The sequence below is a fragment of the Metabacillus rhizolycopersici genome, from assembly GCF_020075705.1.
Window position 1 is genome coordinate 1 of sequence record NZ_JAIQUM010000040.1, and the last position, 15,828, is coordinate 15,828.

15 protein-coding genes and 1 riboswitch are annotated in these 15,828 nt (G+C 37.3%); of the genes, 4 read left to right on the forward strand and 11 right to left on the reverse strand.

What is annotated here, in order from left to right:
- The 3 genes from K9V48_RS16535 to yppF form a co-directional block, all read left to right on the forward strand.
- Positions 1-238 (forward strand): hypothetical protein (locus K9V48_RS16535; RefSeq protein WP_224140131.1); only part of this gene is annotated, 238 nt, incomplete at its 5' end.
- Between the two features lie 536 nt (positions 239-774).
- Positions 775-1,536: a SurA N-terminal domain-containing protein gene (locus K9V48_RS16540; protein ID WP_224140132.1), complete on the forward strand. Its 762-nt coding sequence runs from the start codon at positions 775-777 to the stop codon at positions 1,534-1,536.
- A gap of 536 nt (positions 1,537-2,072) precedes the next feature.
- Positions 2,073-2,285 (forward strand): YppF family protein, encoded by a 213-nt coding sequence (gene yppF, locus K9V48_RS16545; RefSeq protein ID WP_224140133.1) that lies wholly within the window; start codon positions 2,073-2,075, stop codon positions 2,283-2,285.
- Positions 2,286-2,752: 467 nt separating this feature from the next.
- Here yppF and K9V48_RS16550 read toward each other — a convergent pair whose 3' ends face one another.
- From K9V48_RS16550 to K9V48_RS16575, 6 genes are all read right to left on the reverse strand, one after another.
- Positions 2,753-3,766, reverse strand: a complete 1,014-nt coding sequence (locus K9V48_RS16550) for an ABC transporter substrate-binding protein (protein ID WP_224140134.1) — start codon at positions 3,764-3,766, stop codon at positions 2,753-2,755.
- Positions 3,763-4,515, reverse strand: a complete 753-nt coding sequence (locus K9V48_RS16555; RefSeq protein ID WP_224140135.1) for an ABC transporter permease — start codon at positions 4,513-4,515, stop codon at positions 3,763-3,765. The genes K9V48_RS16550 and K9V48_RS16555 overlap by 4 nt, the downstream gene beginning before the upstream one ends.
- Positions 4,512-5,282, reverse strand: a complete 771-nt coding sequence (locus tag K9V48_RS16560; protein WP_224140136.1) for an ABC transporter ATP-binding protein — start codon at positions 5,280-5,282, stop codon at positions 4,512-4,514. The genes K9V48_RS16555 and K9V48_RS16560 overlap by 4 nt, the downstream gene beginning before the upstream one ends.
- On the reverse strand, positions 5,275-5,949 hold the full coding sequence (gene tenA, locus K9V48_RS16565) for a thiaminase II (protein WP_224140137.1): 675 nt from the start codon (positions 5,947-5,949) through the stop codon (positions 5,275-5,277). The genes K9V48_RS16560 and tenA overlap by 8 nt, the downstream gene beginning before the upstream one ends.
- 72 nt (positions 5,950-6,021) lie before the next feature.
- A complete protein-coding gene (locus K9V48_RS16570) occupies positions 6,022-7,299 on the reverse strand; it encodes an acetylornithine deacetylase (protein WP_224140138.1) in 1,278 nt (425 codons plus the stop codon).
- Between the two features lie 126 nt (positions 7,300-7,425).
- Positions 7,426-7,529, reverse strand: a riboswitch (TPP riboswitch).
- Positions 7,530-7,629: 100 nt separating this feature from the next.
- Entirely contained in the window at positions 7,630-8,610 is a 981-nt protein-coding gene (locus tag K9V48_RS16575; protein ID WP_224140139.1) for a bile acid:sodium symporter family protein, read from the reverse strand.
- Between the two features lie 276 nt (positions 8,611-8,886).
- Here K9V48_RS16575 and K9V48_RS16580 point away from each other — a divergent pair, with 276 nt between their 5' ends.
- On the forward strand, positions 8,887-9,432 hold the full coding sequence (locus K9V48_RS16580; RefSeq protein ID WP_224140140.1) for an NADPH-dependent FMN reductase: 546 nt from the start codon (positions 8,887-8,889) through the stop codon (positions 9,430-9,432).
- Positions 9,433-9,559: 127 nt separating this feature from the next.
- Here K9V48_RS16580 and ystJ read toward each other — a convergent pair whose 3' ends face one another.
- From ystJ to K9V48_RS16605, 5 genes are all read right to left on the reverse strand, one after another.
- Positions 9,560-10,804 (reverse strand): NADP-dependent malic enzyme, encoded by a 1,245-nt coding sequence (gene ystJ, locus K9V48_RS16585; RefSeq protein WP_224140141.1) that lies wholly within the window; start codon positions 10,802-10,804, stop codon positions 9,560-9,562.
- Between the two features lie 468 nt (positions 10,805-11,272).
- Entirely contained in the window at positions 11,273-12,313 is a 1,041-nt protein-coding gene (locus K9V48_RS16590) for a LacI family DNA-binding transcriptional regulator (protein ID WP_224140142.1), read from the reverse strand.
- Positions 12,314-12,474: 161 nt separating this feature from the next.
- Positions 12,475-13,902: an aldehyde dehydrogenase family protein gene (locus K9V48_RS16595; RefSeq protein WP_224140143.1), complete on the reverse strand. Its 1,428-nt coding sequence runs from the start codon at positions 13,900-13,902 to the stop codon at positions 12,475-12,477.
- A gap of 100 nt (positions 13,903-14,002) precedes the next feature.
- Entirely contained in the window at positions 14,003-14,956 is a 954-nt protein-coding gene (locus K9V48_RS16600) for a transketolase family protein (protein ID WP_224140144.1), read from the reverse strand.
- 3 nt (positions 14,957-14,959) lie between these two features.
- A complete protein-coding gene (locus K9V48_RS16605) occupies positions 14,960-15,811 on the reverse strand; it encodes a transketolase (protein WP_224140145.1) in 852 nt (283 codons plus the stop codon).
- Positions 15,812-15,828 lie beyond the last annotated feature (17 nt).

Genomic DNA, 15,828 nt, shown 5'->3' on the forward strand with positions numbered 1-15,828 from the left:
AGGGTTGGGTTTTGAAGAAAAAATACCGAAAGAATTGTTGTCAGTCCTTTTTGCAAAGGAAGCAAAAAAGGGACAACCTCTTTCGGACTTATTCAAACACTGGAAAGTAGTAAAGAAATGGCATGATAACCTACTAAAAAAGATGAAAAAAATAAAAATGAATGTAAAACACTGCTTTTTACAAGATTTTATTGTTTCCGATATCTCGTTTACTAGCGAAATAGAATTTCCTTTTTAGCTCTATGGAATAAAAAACTTTAAGCTTGTTTTTCTGCACAGACACTTCGGTGTGAAAATTCCGATAGAAGGATTGCTGTGTGGGACTTCAGGTAGTTCTGGTAACTCCAGCCCCTTGGTGTGCTCTTCGGAGATCGAAAGACTTGGGTGACTTCGGCAACTAGACCCTCACCAGCGAAGGGTCGGGTAAAACTTTGTTTTGTTCCCTACTTCATAAAACCTACGATTTGTTATGGTTTTATATAACATGTTATGGTTTTGAAGGAGCTGGGCAATACCTGTCTATAAAGGTTATGTATGTCTCACTTGGGACACTTACTTTATTTCAAACTTTTCGTTTCTATTACCTTTTATTTTTCTCATAACTGTTATACAATGCCAACTATGTTATTCTATAAAGTAAGATTTATCTTAGCTTTTACCGGCAGTTAATGTCCTTGTTCTTCTTTTCGAAGTCTTGAAGTTGGGGTGTTACAGCTCGTAAATCTTAGATAAAGGGAGAGATTTTCCTCCTCAATACTGAAAGGAGAACGACAAATGAAAAAATTGTTGCTAACAATTGTTATCGGGCTTATAGCATTTACACTTGCTGCATGTAACGATAAGGAGGACAATTCTAAAACAAAAACTGAGGAAACATCAGAAGAAACGACGAATAAAGAAGAAAAGGCTGCTGTTGATCCAGAAGAATTGCAAAAGAAGCTTGATGCACAGAAGGTTAAAGATGATAGTATCGTAGCCATTGTAAACGGACAGGAAATAAAGGGAATCGAATACAATAATGCTTTAGCACAATCGCAAATCGGTGCACAACAGCAAGGACAAGACCCAACTAATGAAGAAACAGCTAAACAGTTAAAAGAGCTTACACTAAACAACCTCGTTGGACAAGTCTTATTAATGCAAGATATTGAAAGACTGGGTTATCGTGCTTCTGAAGAAGAGATTACGAAAGAATTAGAAACCGAAAAAGCTCGTTTTGATACTAATGAAGCGTTTGAAAAAGCTCTTAAAGATAGTAACATGACACTTGAAGAATTAAAAAAGCAAATTTCAGATGGTGTAAAAGTTAGTCAATATATCGAAAAAGATTTGAAAGTTGAAGAAGTGAAAGAAGAAGAAATTAAGAAGCTTTATGACTCTTTCACTAGTTCTGCTGAAAAATCTGCTGATACACCGAAATATGAAGATATAAAAGATATGCTAAAAGCACAGCTTACACAACAAAAATTGCAAGAAAAAATTGCTCCTAAAGTAGAGGAGCTTCGTAAATCAGCAGAAGTTGAGTTAAAAATTTAATTTGAATTGTAATAGAGCTGTGTGACTTCGTTCACACAGCTTTTCCCCCCTATTCAATATTTATTTAATACTTCTCAAATCATGATATTACTCGTCTTCTACTGTAGTTTATTCACCGAATAGGTCATCCGAACACCCAACTACAAGTTTCTCTAAATTATTTTTGTGTTTATTAGTTTCATAAAGAAGACTTCCATCAGTGGGGTTTTCTTTCATCCCCCACTGATGGTTAGTTCGCACTTATCGGACCTTTACGGGCAGTTAATCTACCACACCTACCTTCTTTGTACACTTGAGAATCCCCGAGGTGGGAGTCTTACAGCCCGTTAAGAGTGGGATAATTTTCGACACTTCCATTTCTTTTGTCGATATTATTCTTTTTAACTGTTTTATTAGGATAATAATAAAGATATTGTAAAAATATGTCGTAAGTTTGAATTTTTAGAAAATAAGTTATAAAACAATTTACATGATATAATTCTCGAAAACGTATACACTTTTTTACAAAAAATCCTAGATGAAATGAGTGGATTACTATGTTAGTAGAAGACTTAATATTCCGTTTTGAACAAGTAAAAGAGCGTTCCCCTCTCCATACCAATGAATTACTTGATTATATGCAAAAAAGTTATATTTATGGGGAATTATCAATTATCGAATACAAAAAGCTCTTTTTTGAACTCGATAAGCTTGGTGCAGAAAAACCACATTTTGATTTTGAAGAACTTGAATCTAGTACTTCAATTTAACAGGTCTCACTATTAATTAACTGTATATCCTATTCATATTCGTTTTTATTAAAAAGCGCAAGCGTCTTGTTCAGCCTCAGGCAAATAAGACGATCAGAAATAGAAGCTGTTCTTTGCCTTCAATTCCTGAGTGGCTGTAGACCCAAGAGGCAGTCAAGAACGCGACGTCCTGTCGCATTTGACTGCACTTGCACGTCCTGTGCTTCGGGGTCGGACGCTTGCGTTGGACAATTTCTCGAAGCCAAAACTTATAAATTCTGATGGACAAGTGAAACTTCCATCAATAGAGGTTTGACACAATCCAGAGCACCTTGTTCAGCCCCAGGTCAATAAGACGATCAGGAATAGAAGCTGTTTTTCACCTTCAATTCCTGATTGGCTGTAGACCTAAGGCTTGCGCTAGATGGCGTACGCTAAACGAAAATAAAAATACGTGCTCCCTCAAGAAACACGCATCCTTCGATCATTTACTTATTTATATTCACAAAAATATCATCAACATTCGGCTCATTTTCAATCAAGCCTGCGTCCTTCATCCAATTAATCGTTTCTTCCCATTGATCCTTATTTTGACTACCAAATTCTGTTTCAGATTTCATAAGTGGTAGTAAAATATCAAGGCTTTCTTTTTCGACCTCTTCGACTAAAGGAAAGTTTGCTTCATCCTGATTGTCCAAAAGGATGTTTAACGCTTCTTCAGGATTTTCAGAAGTGAAATCATATCCTTTTGTTGCTGCACGCCAAAAAGCTTTAATACTTTCTTGCTCGTTATCCCATGTTTTATCACTAGTTACAGCGATTAACTCATTGTAGCTTGGAATGCCATAATCAGTCGGATTGAGATTTCGAGTTTCATACCCTTCATGTTTAAGAACAGGTACTTCATGATTGATGTATGCACCAATAACAGCATCTACATTTCCACTAACAAGGGAAGAATTTAGTTCAAAACCAACATCAACTAATTTTACGTTATCGGGATTACCTCCATCGGCTTTCATCATTGACTGAATAAGGGATTCATTTAATGGAATACCTGGATAGCCGACTGTTTTCCCTTCTAAATCCTTTGGTGAGTGAATCTCGCTATCGTCCTTGAAAACAACACGATTTAAAGGCGAACGAACAATGGCGCCAACTGATTTAATAGTTACACCTTGATTCGCGCGAGCAATGATTACATCTGGCTGATATGAGATTCCAAGTGTTACCTGACCTGCTGCTGCTAGATTAATCGGATCTGTTGGGTTTGCGGGAAATTGAATATCAACTTTTATTCCTTCATCTTCAAAATACCCTTTTTCTTTCGCTACATATAAATAAGTATGAACAGCATTCGGATACCAATCCAACATAATACTTACTTCTTTTAATTCTTTTGTTCCTTCTCCTCTTATTTCTGTCGATTTGCTTTCACCATTTGAACATGCAGTTAGTAATCCAAGCACTAAGCTGATTAGTACGAATAAGGCCTTTTTCATTCTGTCTTCCTCCATTTAAGTGTTCTTTTTTCCAACCAAACAACAAGAATAAATAAGATGATTCCTACGACGGATAAAAGAGCGATTGGAGCAAAAACGCCAGCTCCATCAAATTGCGTCATCATTCTTCTACTGAAATAACCTAACCCAGCTTGAGCACCGATCCATTCACCAATTGCTGCACCGATAACACTAAGTGTGACGGCAACCTTAAGGCCCGAAAAGAAATGTGGTGCACTTGCTGGTACTTGAAGCTTAAAGAAAATATCCCTTTTACTAGCTCCCATTGTTAACAATAGCTCTTTGTATTCCTTACTAGTTGAGCGGAGCCCGTCAAACGTGTTAACCGTTAACGGAAAAAACGTAATTAAAACGGTCACAACAATCTTGCTCCATATCGAGTAACCGAACCAAAGAACAAAGATTGGTGCCAGTGCAATCATCGGAATCATTTGAGATGTGATAATCAGTGGATAAAATGTCCTTTCAACGGTTTTACTCACACTCATCCATACCGCTAATCCTACGCCAAAGACAATAGAAATCATGAGGCCAATGACAATAATTAACAAGGTAGCAGGTAAATGGATCGTAAATAAAGGTTTCTTTAACTCCCACAGTTTCAGAATAATTTCCGATGGTGTTGGTAAAATAAACCCCATGTTGACGAACCTTGCACCTACCTCCCAAAAAAGGAGCAAGCAAACTACTAAGAGGGTTGATGCAGCATATTTTTTAAAAAATCTCATGATGTCACCTTCGCTCGTAGTTGATTAATTAGATCCTCTTTTATTCCAATTAGCTTCGTCTCATTTAAATCCTTTAACTTTCTCGGTCGTTCGAGTGGAACACTGACTTCTTCTAACTTACAAGTTGGTGTTTCAGTTAAAATAAAGATACGATCTGACAAAAATAAGGCTTCATTTACATCATGAGTAATGAAAAGAATCGTTTCCTTCCGTTTCTCCCACTGTGCTAACAACCATTCCTGCAAAGTCAGTCTTGTGATTGCATCGAGTGCACTAAATGGTTCATCCAATAAAAGAACCCTTGATCCACTTAAAATCGTTCGTAAAAAAGATACCCTTTGTCTCATTCCTCCTGATAATTCATTCGGGAATTTGTCTTCAACACCTTTTAAACCAAACTCTTCAAGTAATTCAAGCACTTTACGATGTGCTTCACGCTTCTTCATTCCTTTTATTTCTAAAGGTAGGCCAGCGTTTTCAGCAATTGTGCGCCATGGTAGAAGTAAATCCTGCTGTGGCATATAGCCAACCTCACCGAGACGATTAAATGCCAATTTGTTTTGCAGAAATATATCCCCTTGCGTTGGTTGCTCCAATCCAGTAATTAGTTTAAATAACGTACTTTTTCCTGAACCACTTGGCCCAATAATACTGACAAATTCCCCTTCTTTAATAGAGAGATGAAGATTTTGTAGGATTGGCATCTTCCCCGGTTCATTTTCATAATGAAAGGAAACATTTTTAAACTGTAGCGCTAGTTCACTCATCTGTCGGCCACATCATCTCGTTGAAGGCCATTTCCCAAAACATGTATTCAAAGCGGGTCGTATTCAAGAAGATTTCCTCTAATTTTACCAACTCTGATTCAATTTTGCCTTCTGCCAATTCATCGATGAGATCAATACACCAGATTGCAAGCTGGCCAAATTCGTTGGAAGAATACATTCTTACCCACTCTCCATAAAACTCATGCTCACTTGCACCTTTACGTTCATTTAACGCCTTGCCAATCTCCCAGTAACTCCACGTACACGGAAGGAGGGCGGCAACTAATTCAGCTAATGTTCCATTTTGACTAACATGCAACATGTAATGTGTATAAGCAAGCGTTGTCGGCGAAGGTTTTGCTGTTTCTAACTCTTCAACAGAAATACCAAACTTTTTTGCATATTGGCGATGAAGCTCCATTTCCTCATTTAATGTTGAATCAAGTAGTTTTGCAAAATTCCCCATTGTTGCAAGATCTGTTGCCTTAACAGCACCCAAGGCAAATACTTTAGCATACTCGATTAAATACACATAATCCTGAATCATATAAAAGCGGAACTTTTCTTTATCTAAAGATCCGTCACCAATCCCTTGCACGAACGGATGTGCATGATTCTTCTTCCAAATTGGTAACACCTTTTCTAGTAATCTTTCACTGAATTTCACGATTAATCCTCCCATTTCCTTTGAAGTAAACTCCTATTTTTCACCTAAAAAAATTCCTTTACACCTTTAAATTTAAGCTTTCTGCGTATGACACCATTCGTAAATGAACGTTACCATCACTTTCGTATATTCAATAAGCTGTTCGATCGAAACCTGTTCATTTACTGCATGTGCGTTTTGTAAATTTCCTGGGCCATATATGGCTGTCGGAATGCCAGCCTCTCCAAGCCAACCACCATCTGTTACTGTCGGCGAAACGTCGACAACAACATTTTCTTGTAAAACAGCATGGTGAGCAGCTGCTAATTTTTTTACTCCTGAATGATTAGGATCAATCTCTAATGACGGGAAGATTTCACCGCGATCAACGATCATTGATTTTCCACCCCATTCAAAAGTAGGAAGGTTCTCTCTAAGCCAAGGATCCGCACTCGCTACATGACGTATATGTTTTTCGATTTCCTTGATAATTTGCTCATAAGATTCATTTGGATAATAATGTACGGTAATCCATAGACGACATTCATCAGCAATAAATGCTGCATGCCTCCCACCTTCAATAACAGCTGGATTGATTGTATTTGTTCCTGGTAAAAAACCGGGGTAGCTTTTTGTCACCGCCCAATGGCGTTCTAACTCTTGCAAGCCTTGGATGATTTTCGTCATTTTTTCAATCGTACTTGCTCCAAATAGTTTCCCACCAGCATGAATCATTTGCCTTCTTGTAGCATCATGGAAGGTTTGTGTACTTTTCACTGTAATCCATCCAGTGATGACACCGCCTTGTCCTTGTATATGTAAATCACTCGTATCAACGACTACAGCGAAATCAGCTTTATACCCTCGATTACAACACTCCAGTGTTCCTGCTTCACCAACCTCTTCACCGATAACAGATTGAAACAGCAAACTACCTGGAAGTTCAATCCCTGCTTCATGTAAAAGCTGAATGGCAAATAACGCTCCAGCTAAACCACCCTTCATATCCGCTGCGCCTCGTCCAATGACAACCCCATTTTTCACAATCGGTGTAAATGGATCAAGCTCCCATTCTTCCTCCTCACTCACCTCCGCTACATCTATATGTCCGTTTATAATTAAACTGTTGAAATGATCAGCATCACTTCCTTTTAAGACACCTACCACATTTGGATCATTCGGATATACATCCCACATATCTACAGAAAAGCCTCTTTCTCTTAAAAAATCAGCAACAAATGTTTGAGCATCCTTCGTATTTCGTGCTGGTGGTGCTGGGGTTTTAAATTCAATAAGTTTTTTTAGTAAGTCAATTACCTCATCTTTTCGAACATCTATTTGTTCAACGAGATGCTGAATTTGCACTGACATGCGATCTTCTCCTTATAGTGTTTTGAAAAAACAAAAAACCACTTCTCTTTTTGAAAGAAGTGGTTTGAACATACGATAGTAAGTAAATTTTCGAATAGCAGAAAAATTGTCTTTGCTCTTCAAATGTAAATTCAAACACCTCTTCCCTCCGCTAGTATTATCTAGATCAGGTAATAAGGGTCGAGACAGATTGTCTCTCTCAGCTCCTAAAAGCTCCCCTAGTGGTGGTTCTATTAAATTCCAAATTGAAAGAATATTCAAAACTAACTTACACTATTTTAAACATACTATTGTTTATTTAGCAAGCGAATAAACGATTTTTATCATTTACTATGATGCATTTTTATTTATTGCAAGCCTTTTTTCAGCATCTGTCTTTCGTCTATCAACATGATCAAACAAGGCTCCGAAAGTGGACGCTAATACCTGTTGAAACAACATACATGCAATAACTGGAACAGCGACAGCAGGAGGAAAATAGTGAACAGCAATAACAGCTCCAGCACTATTATTTCGCATCCCTCCTGTAAAAATCATGGCAACCATCGTTTCTCGGTCTCTATTGAGTAATCTTCCAATCAACCATGCTAAAATATATCCTGAACATGCAAGGAAAAAAACGGTTACGATAATAAGAAGTAACTTCTTATTAATCTCAGTTAAATACGGAGCAATAACAGCACCATTCATCATGACAACAGAAGCGAGCCCTACTTTAGAAAAAGGTGCTAACACTTTGCCCATATTCACACTTTTCCCTTTCGTAAAATAATTAATCACCATTCCCAATATCGAAGGTAGAACCACCATAATCAGCAAACCATTCATGATTGAAAGCGAATCAATTTCAACCTTTTGACCAATAAGAACCGAAATCGTGAATGGGACAAGAAAAGGGGATAGCAGCGTATCAAATAAAATAATTGACAATGCTAACGCGATATTCCCCTTATAAATTGACACCCAAAAAAAGCTTGCAACACCAGTCGGGATAACTAAACCCAGTACCAGCCCTGTCACTGTTAAATGATCATTGGTAAAGAGTATTTGCCCTACAAGCCAAGCAATAACTGGCATGATAACATGCAAAAGTAATAAAATAACAATTAATGGAAGTGGGCTTTTTAATGCCCCTTTAACTGAAGAAAAGCTAGAGCCAAGACTTCCAGAAAACGTAATGAATGCAAAGACCCAAGGTATGATAAACGAGAAAAAGATTAAATGATCGGAAAAAAAGATACCAATTAATACGCTAACAGGAGTAATGATTGGCATAAACCTTTCAAGCTGTCGATTTATTGACTGAAGCACTAGGCATTCTCCTATTCTTATGAATAAAAAGTTACTTTACCATTGTAGCAAATTTTTGTTCGACCTAGTTATTTTTATTTTGCTAACAAAACGGGAGATTTATTTCTCAGCATTAATTCTAAAATGCTGGATAAATTAAAGGTTGCACATGTTTTTCTTTACATGAGCATTTCATTTCACTTTTAAAAAAATATCAATTATTGTAGGAAAGTGAATTACTATTTTGAATGTTAATTTCACCAAAATAAATCAATTAAGACATTTGGAGGTAATACAATGAAGGTTGTTGCAATTGTAGGAAGTATTCGAAAAGATTCTTATAACTTAAAGCTAGCACAATTTATTCAAAAACGATATCAAGAACAGTTTGATCTTGAAATTTTAAATATTCGCGAATTGCCATTTTATGATCAAGATATTGAAATGGACCCACCCGCAGCTGTAAAGGACTTTAAAAACAAAGTTGCCGGTGCAGATGCAGTATTATGGGTGACACCTGAATACAACGCTACGGTTCCAGGCGTATTAGTAAATGCAATTGATTGGTTATCTCGTGTAGAGAAAGTCATGAACGGCAAACCATCATGGATTGTTGGGGCTTCTATGGGGAACTTAGGAACGGTTAAAGCACAATTACATTTACGTGAAATTCTATTTGCCATGGGCCTCTCATCTCCTCTCCTTCCTGGCAATGAAGTATACGTAGGGGCTGTTCATGAAAAAATTAATGAAGCAGGCGAACTTACACACGAACCAACTGTTCAGTTTTTAGATACAGTTGTAGACAATTTTATTAATTGGATGAAGCAACAAAATCGTTAATCCACTTATGTAAAAGACCCCAATAGGATCCTATTAGGGTTTTTACGTAAGAATGGGAGAACGCAATGCATCAAGCAAAATATCTTTAATACCGTAAAAGAGATAAACTAACTCTAATTCGCTTTTTTTACACTAAAACTTTATTTTCAGCAGTTAATGCTAGTAATCGAGTCTTTATTTCATTTGTATTAATAATCTTTTGTGCAACACCTGTTTTAATCGCTGCGTTCGCAACAGCTTCTGCTACATATGCGGCTACCCTGTTATCGAAAGGATTAGGAATGACATTATCAGCATGAAGCTCCTCATCTGAGACTAATGCAGCAATTGCATGAACGGCTGCTAATTTCATTTCTTCATTTATTTCTTTTGCTTGGACGTCCAAAGCTCCGCGAAAAATACCTGGGAATGCAAGAACGTTATTAACCTGATTAGGAAAATCCGAACGGCCTGTCCCAATCACAAGTGCTCCCGCTTCCTTCGCTTCATCTGGCATGATTTCTGGTATTGGATTTGCCATAGCAAAAATAATTGGATCTTGATTCATTGAACGAACCATTTCCTTCGTAACAGCCCCAGCCGCTGATACACCAACAAATACATCTGCTCCAACAAGTGCATCTGCCAATGTTCCTTGCATTTGATCTTTATTCGTAATCAGTGCCATTTCTTCTTTAAAAGAGTTCATTCCCTCCGGACGACCTGCATAAATGATTCCTTTTGTATCACATAAGATAACATCCTTTACACCCATATGTAAAAGCAACTTTACGATGGCAACCCCAGCCGCTCCGGAGCCGTTAGCTACAACGCGAATCTCTTCTATCTTTTTGTGCACTAGTTTCAGTGCATTTAGTAAACCAGCAGCAGTTACGATTGCTGTTCCGTGCTGATCGTCATGGAAAATCGGTATATTACAAGCCTTTTTTAGACGTTCTTCAATTTCAAAACATTTAGGTGCTGCAATATCTTCTAAGTTCACGCCTCCAAAAGTAGGCTCTAATAATTTAACAACTTCTACAATCTTATCGGGATCAGTTGTATCTAAGCAAATAGGAAATGAATCAACATCTGCAAACGCTTTAAATAATAGTGCTTTCCCCTCCATAACAGGCATGGCTGCTTTCGGTCCAATATTTCCTAGACCAAGTACAGCTGTACCGTCTGAAACAACCGCAACAAGATTTCCCTTCATCGTATAATCATATACTTTGCTCTCATCATGATGAATTTCCATGCAAGGTTCTGCGACACCTGGTGAATAAGCTAGGCTTAAATCTTTCGCATTTTGTACTGGAACTTTCGAATGTACCCCTAATTTCCCTTGCTTTTCTTTATGCATTTTTAATGCTTCTTCACGTAAGGTGGACATCTTGTTAATCTCTCCCATTGTTTTGTTTTTTTGAAAATATAGAAAATTTATAATTTAAGATGTGCGAATTACTAGAAAAAATATTCATTGCAACATCTAAATACAATATGTTAAAAATCTTTCCTTACTGTAAATCGCTTCTCTCGATGAAAGCGTTGTCCTATCCAACATCTTTAGTATAAGTTGATTATTTTGGTAAATCAACTGTAAAATCTGAAAATTTCGTTAAATAAAATCTCATTCAAATGATACATCGGAAAATCTTGAGCAACGATTGATAGAGGGATCTCTTCTTTTTTTAGATTCTCAATACCCAAAGCTAAAATGGAATAATCTGATTGTTATTTTTATCGGTCAATAGTCAGTACTACGAACAATTAAACGATATCCAACTACTGTTTCCAATCATCAAAGTTACTAGCAAGTTCAGTCAAAAATCAATATCTTACATCTTTTCTTTTCCTTATTTTATTGGATAGACACATCACTTGCATTTGTCTTCTTCTTTTTCTTCAAAGGCCCTGTTGAATCTCTTATAACAAGCTCTGCTGACAACATGACTCGTTGTTTCCGCGTTATCTTACTTTCGATTTCTCCGACAAGCAAATCCACTGCTTGATTCCCAATTTCATCAAGAGGTTGTGCCATCGTTGTTAAAGGTGGATAACAATGTTTAGCTAAAATAGTGTTGTCAAAACCGATTATTGATACATCCTCAGGAATGGAGAGGCCTCGTTTGTGTACTGCCTCCATAGCTCCAATAGCTAAAATATCATTAAATGCAAAAATTGCAGTTGGAGGATCCTCTAGGTTAAGCAATTTCCCTGCCTCTTTTTCACCATTTTCGACCGTCGCTTGCGCCTCAGAAAAAAGATTGTCGTCATATAACAATTCAAAATCATTAAGAGCGGTCTTATATCCGCGAATCCGATCAGCACTACTTTGAACCTGTTCTGTAATTACTGCAATACGTTTATGTCCCAATTCAGCCAAATGAGCCGTTGCTTGATATCCACCAGTATAATCATCGACAGAAACCGTATTTAATGATTTTCTAGTAATATTATAAGCAATTAAAGTTACTGGTATTTTATGATCCAGCAATTCTTGAACCAAATCAACATTATTAAACCCTGAAGTAATAATAAATCCGTCAACTCGCTTTCGGATTAATAACGAAACATATTTTTGTTCCTTTTCTTCTTTATAATCAGTACTACATATTACAAGACTGTATCCTAACTCATCTGCCCGGTCCTCCATATTCCTTGCCAATTCTGCGTAAAAAGGATTTGCAAGATTAGGTAGTAGCAATCCAATCATATGTGTACGTTTTCCTGTTAGTGCTGATGCAACAACACTTGGATAATAGTTTAACTCATCCATTACACTCAATACTTTTTTTCTTGTTTTATCACTAATTCTTCCCGTATTATTAATAACTTTAGATACGGTTGCAATAGAAACTCCTGCTTTTTCTGCAACATCATAAATTGTCGGTGATTTCATGTTCTAACTCCTCATTTCGAAAACAACTTCTTCTGTTTATTATAGCAATTTAAATATAATAATGTTTCCAAAATGCTTCTTAACCTATTATAATGTAGAAAGATTCATTGCAAAAGTGACAATGAATCTTCCTCTCAATACAAAGAGCTGCTAATATTTGATTAACCTTCTAGATTTATAACTACCGTCACCGTTTCAATAAGCTCCTGTATCGCATAGGCTGGACCTTCTTTTCCATTTCCACTTTCTTTCACACCACCATATGGCATTTGATCTGTACGGAAACAACATGTATCATTAATGATTACTCCACCGACTTCGAGTAAATATGGAATTTTAAAGGATAGATTCATATCTTTAGTATAGACCCCTGCTTGCAGTCCGTATTTTGAATCATTAACAAGGTCAATTGCTTCTTCGATTGTATCATAAGCTGTTACCGATACAACTGGTGCAAACACTTCTTCGTCCACAACCTTCATGCCTTTTTTCACATTTACAAGAACAGTTGGATCAAAGATATTTCCGTTGCGCTTACCACCTGTTAAAACAATAGCACCTGCTTCTTTAGCCTCATTCACCCACTCTTCAATTCGAATGGCTTCTTTTTCACTAATCATTGGGCCGACATTTGTTTCAGGATCGAGTGGGTCGCCAACTTTAAGCTCCGCTACATGTTGCAGAAAAGCTTTCATAAACTGTTCTTCCACAGCTTTTTGTACAAAAATACGCTGAACAGAAATGCATACTTGTCCTGCATTCACAAACGCCATTTTCGCTAATTTGACTGCTGCTTGTTCAACATCAGCATCACTATGAACAATCGTAGCTGAGTTAGACCCAAGCTCTAATGTTGCTTTACGTAGGCCGATTGTTTTTTGGATATGCTTACCAATACCAGGTGAACCTGTAAAAGTATAATGTGCAATACGCTCATCGTTTAATAGCTGCTCACCTACTGTACTTCCTCCGCCCGTCACACATTGTACATAACCTTTTGGAACACCAGCTTCCTCTAAAATCTTGCATAATTTTATAGATGTTGTTGCCGTATCAGTAGCAGGCTTTATAATGACAGGATTACCTGCTGCAAGTGCAGGAGCTACTTTATGCACGACAAGATTTAACGGAAAATTAAACGGCGTAATTGCTGCTACAACACCGACTGGTTTTTTGATTGTGTATAAGAAACGCCCTTCAACATTGTAATTTGGAATGATTTCTCCCACTAGTTTTTTTGCTTCATCTGCTGCCATTAGAAATGTTGCAACCGAACGGCTTACTTCAACTTTTGCATCGGTAATTGGCTTTCCACCTTCTTGAGCAATCGTGTCAGCAAAATCGTCAAGATTCTGTTTAAGCAGTTCTGCTACACGAAGTAAAACTTTGTGGCGTTGTTCCGGTGTAAATGGCACTTTTTTATGTGCGTGTACTGCTGCTTCCACTGCTTGATCAACAAGTTGATAACTTGCTTTAGGAATCTCAGCAAATACACCTCCTGTATATTTATTATAAATTTTATACGTATCGTCTGTTGAAACCCAGTCACCATTTATAAACAATTTCTGCTTTTCAATTGTTTGTACCATCTGATTCCCTCCATTAGCTTTGTAAAAATCGTTTCATTTTTAAGGGAAGTATCTGTCTAAAAAATACTCCCCTTTCCTTACCTTAGTGTGATAGATTCAATTATTTCTTCTTTAAAGCCTCTCTTACTCTAGCTGCAATGTGGTCTGATGATATTTCATATTTTTGAAGAAGCGCCTCATTTGAACCAGATTCTGCGTTACGGTCTTTAACGCCTACACGAAGCATTGGCACTGGTTTTTCTTCAACAAGCACTTCTGCAACAGCACTTCCTAACCCGCCATAAATGCTATGCTCTTCAGAGGTTACAATGACACCTGTTTCTTCAGCCGCTTGAATAATCGCTTCCTTATCAAATGGTTTAATGGATGGCATATGCAGAACAGCAGCATTGATTCCTTCTTCTGCAAGTTTTTGGGCAGCTTCAAGAGAACGAACTGTTTGTGTACCTGTTGAAATGATTGTTACATCTTTTCCTTCCCTTACTTTTACTGCCTTACCAAGTTCAAACTTATGATTTTCAGAAAAAACTGTTGGCAGTGGGTCACGAGCAAGACGAATATAAACAGGTCCATAATGATTATTCGCAAATTCCATCATTTTCTTAGTTTCAACACCGTCAGCCGGTGCAAGCACAACCATGTTAGCAAGACTACGGAAAATTGCAATATCTTCTAGAGCTTGATGAGTCTTACCTGTTTTACCAGTTAAAAGTCCGCTGTAAGCTCCAATCATTTTAACATCAAGATTTGGTTGAGCGATTTGCACTTGAATTTGATCAATCGCACGTTTTGATAAAAATGCTGCAAAGGTAGTAGCCCATGGCTGCAATCCAGTTGTTGCAAGTCCAGCTGCAACACTCATCATGTTTTGCTCAGCAATTCCCATTTGCAAAAATTTAGATTCATTTTTTTCTGCAATAACATCGACTTTCGTTGATGTTGCTAAATCACCATCTAACGCATAAACCCTTGGATCAACCTGAGATAATTTAAGTAATGTTTCACCAAATACGTCACGCATTGCAACTTTTTCAGCAGTTTTTAAGTTTCCCATTTTTTAAACCCCCATTACAATTTCTTTAATTGCTGCTTCTAATTCTTCAGCATTCGGTACTTTCGCATGCCACCCATAAGAATTCTCCATAAAACTTACACCTTTTCCTTTTACTGTATTTGCAACAATAATCGTCGGCTTGCGTTTTACTTCCTTTGCATCATTTAAAGCTTGGATAATTTGTTGGAAATCATGGCCATCAGTACTAATAACATTCCAGCCAAATGCTTCCCAGCGTTTTTCAGGAGAAAATACAGGATTTTCTCGCTCTGTTACTGAGCCAGCCCATCCATATTGTTGAAGTTTGTTATAGTCCATAATCACAACTAAATTATCTAATTCATATTTTGCTGCTACATCTGCCGCTTCCCATACTTGACCTTCCTGTGATTCTCCATCACCAATCATGCAATACGTTCTGAAATTTTTCTCACGTAGTTTTCCACCAAGCGCCACTCCTACAGCTGCTGAGATTCCTTGTCCTAATGAACCTGTTGACATATCAATTCCAGGCAAAATCTTCATATCCGGGTGACCTTGCAAGCGAGAGTCAATTTCATCAAATGTTTTTAATTCTTCAATTGGGAAGTAACCTCGTAGTGCAAGCACCGTATATAACGCAATACAAGAATGTCCTTTTGATAAGACAAAACGATCACGATCATCAGAACGTGGGTCTTCAGGATTAATATCCATTTCATTAAAATATAAGCTTACTAGCACATCAACTGCAGACAAAGGTCCTCCGATATGCCCTGCTCCTGCGTGGTGAATCGTTTCAAGAATAAGTTTTCTCGTTTCAATTGCTTTTTGCTTTAATATCGTCACCTTTTCTTGATCAAGTATTGTACTCATTTGGTTTCCTCCTTAAA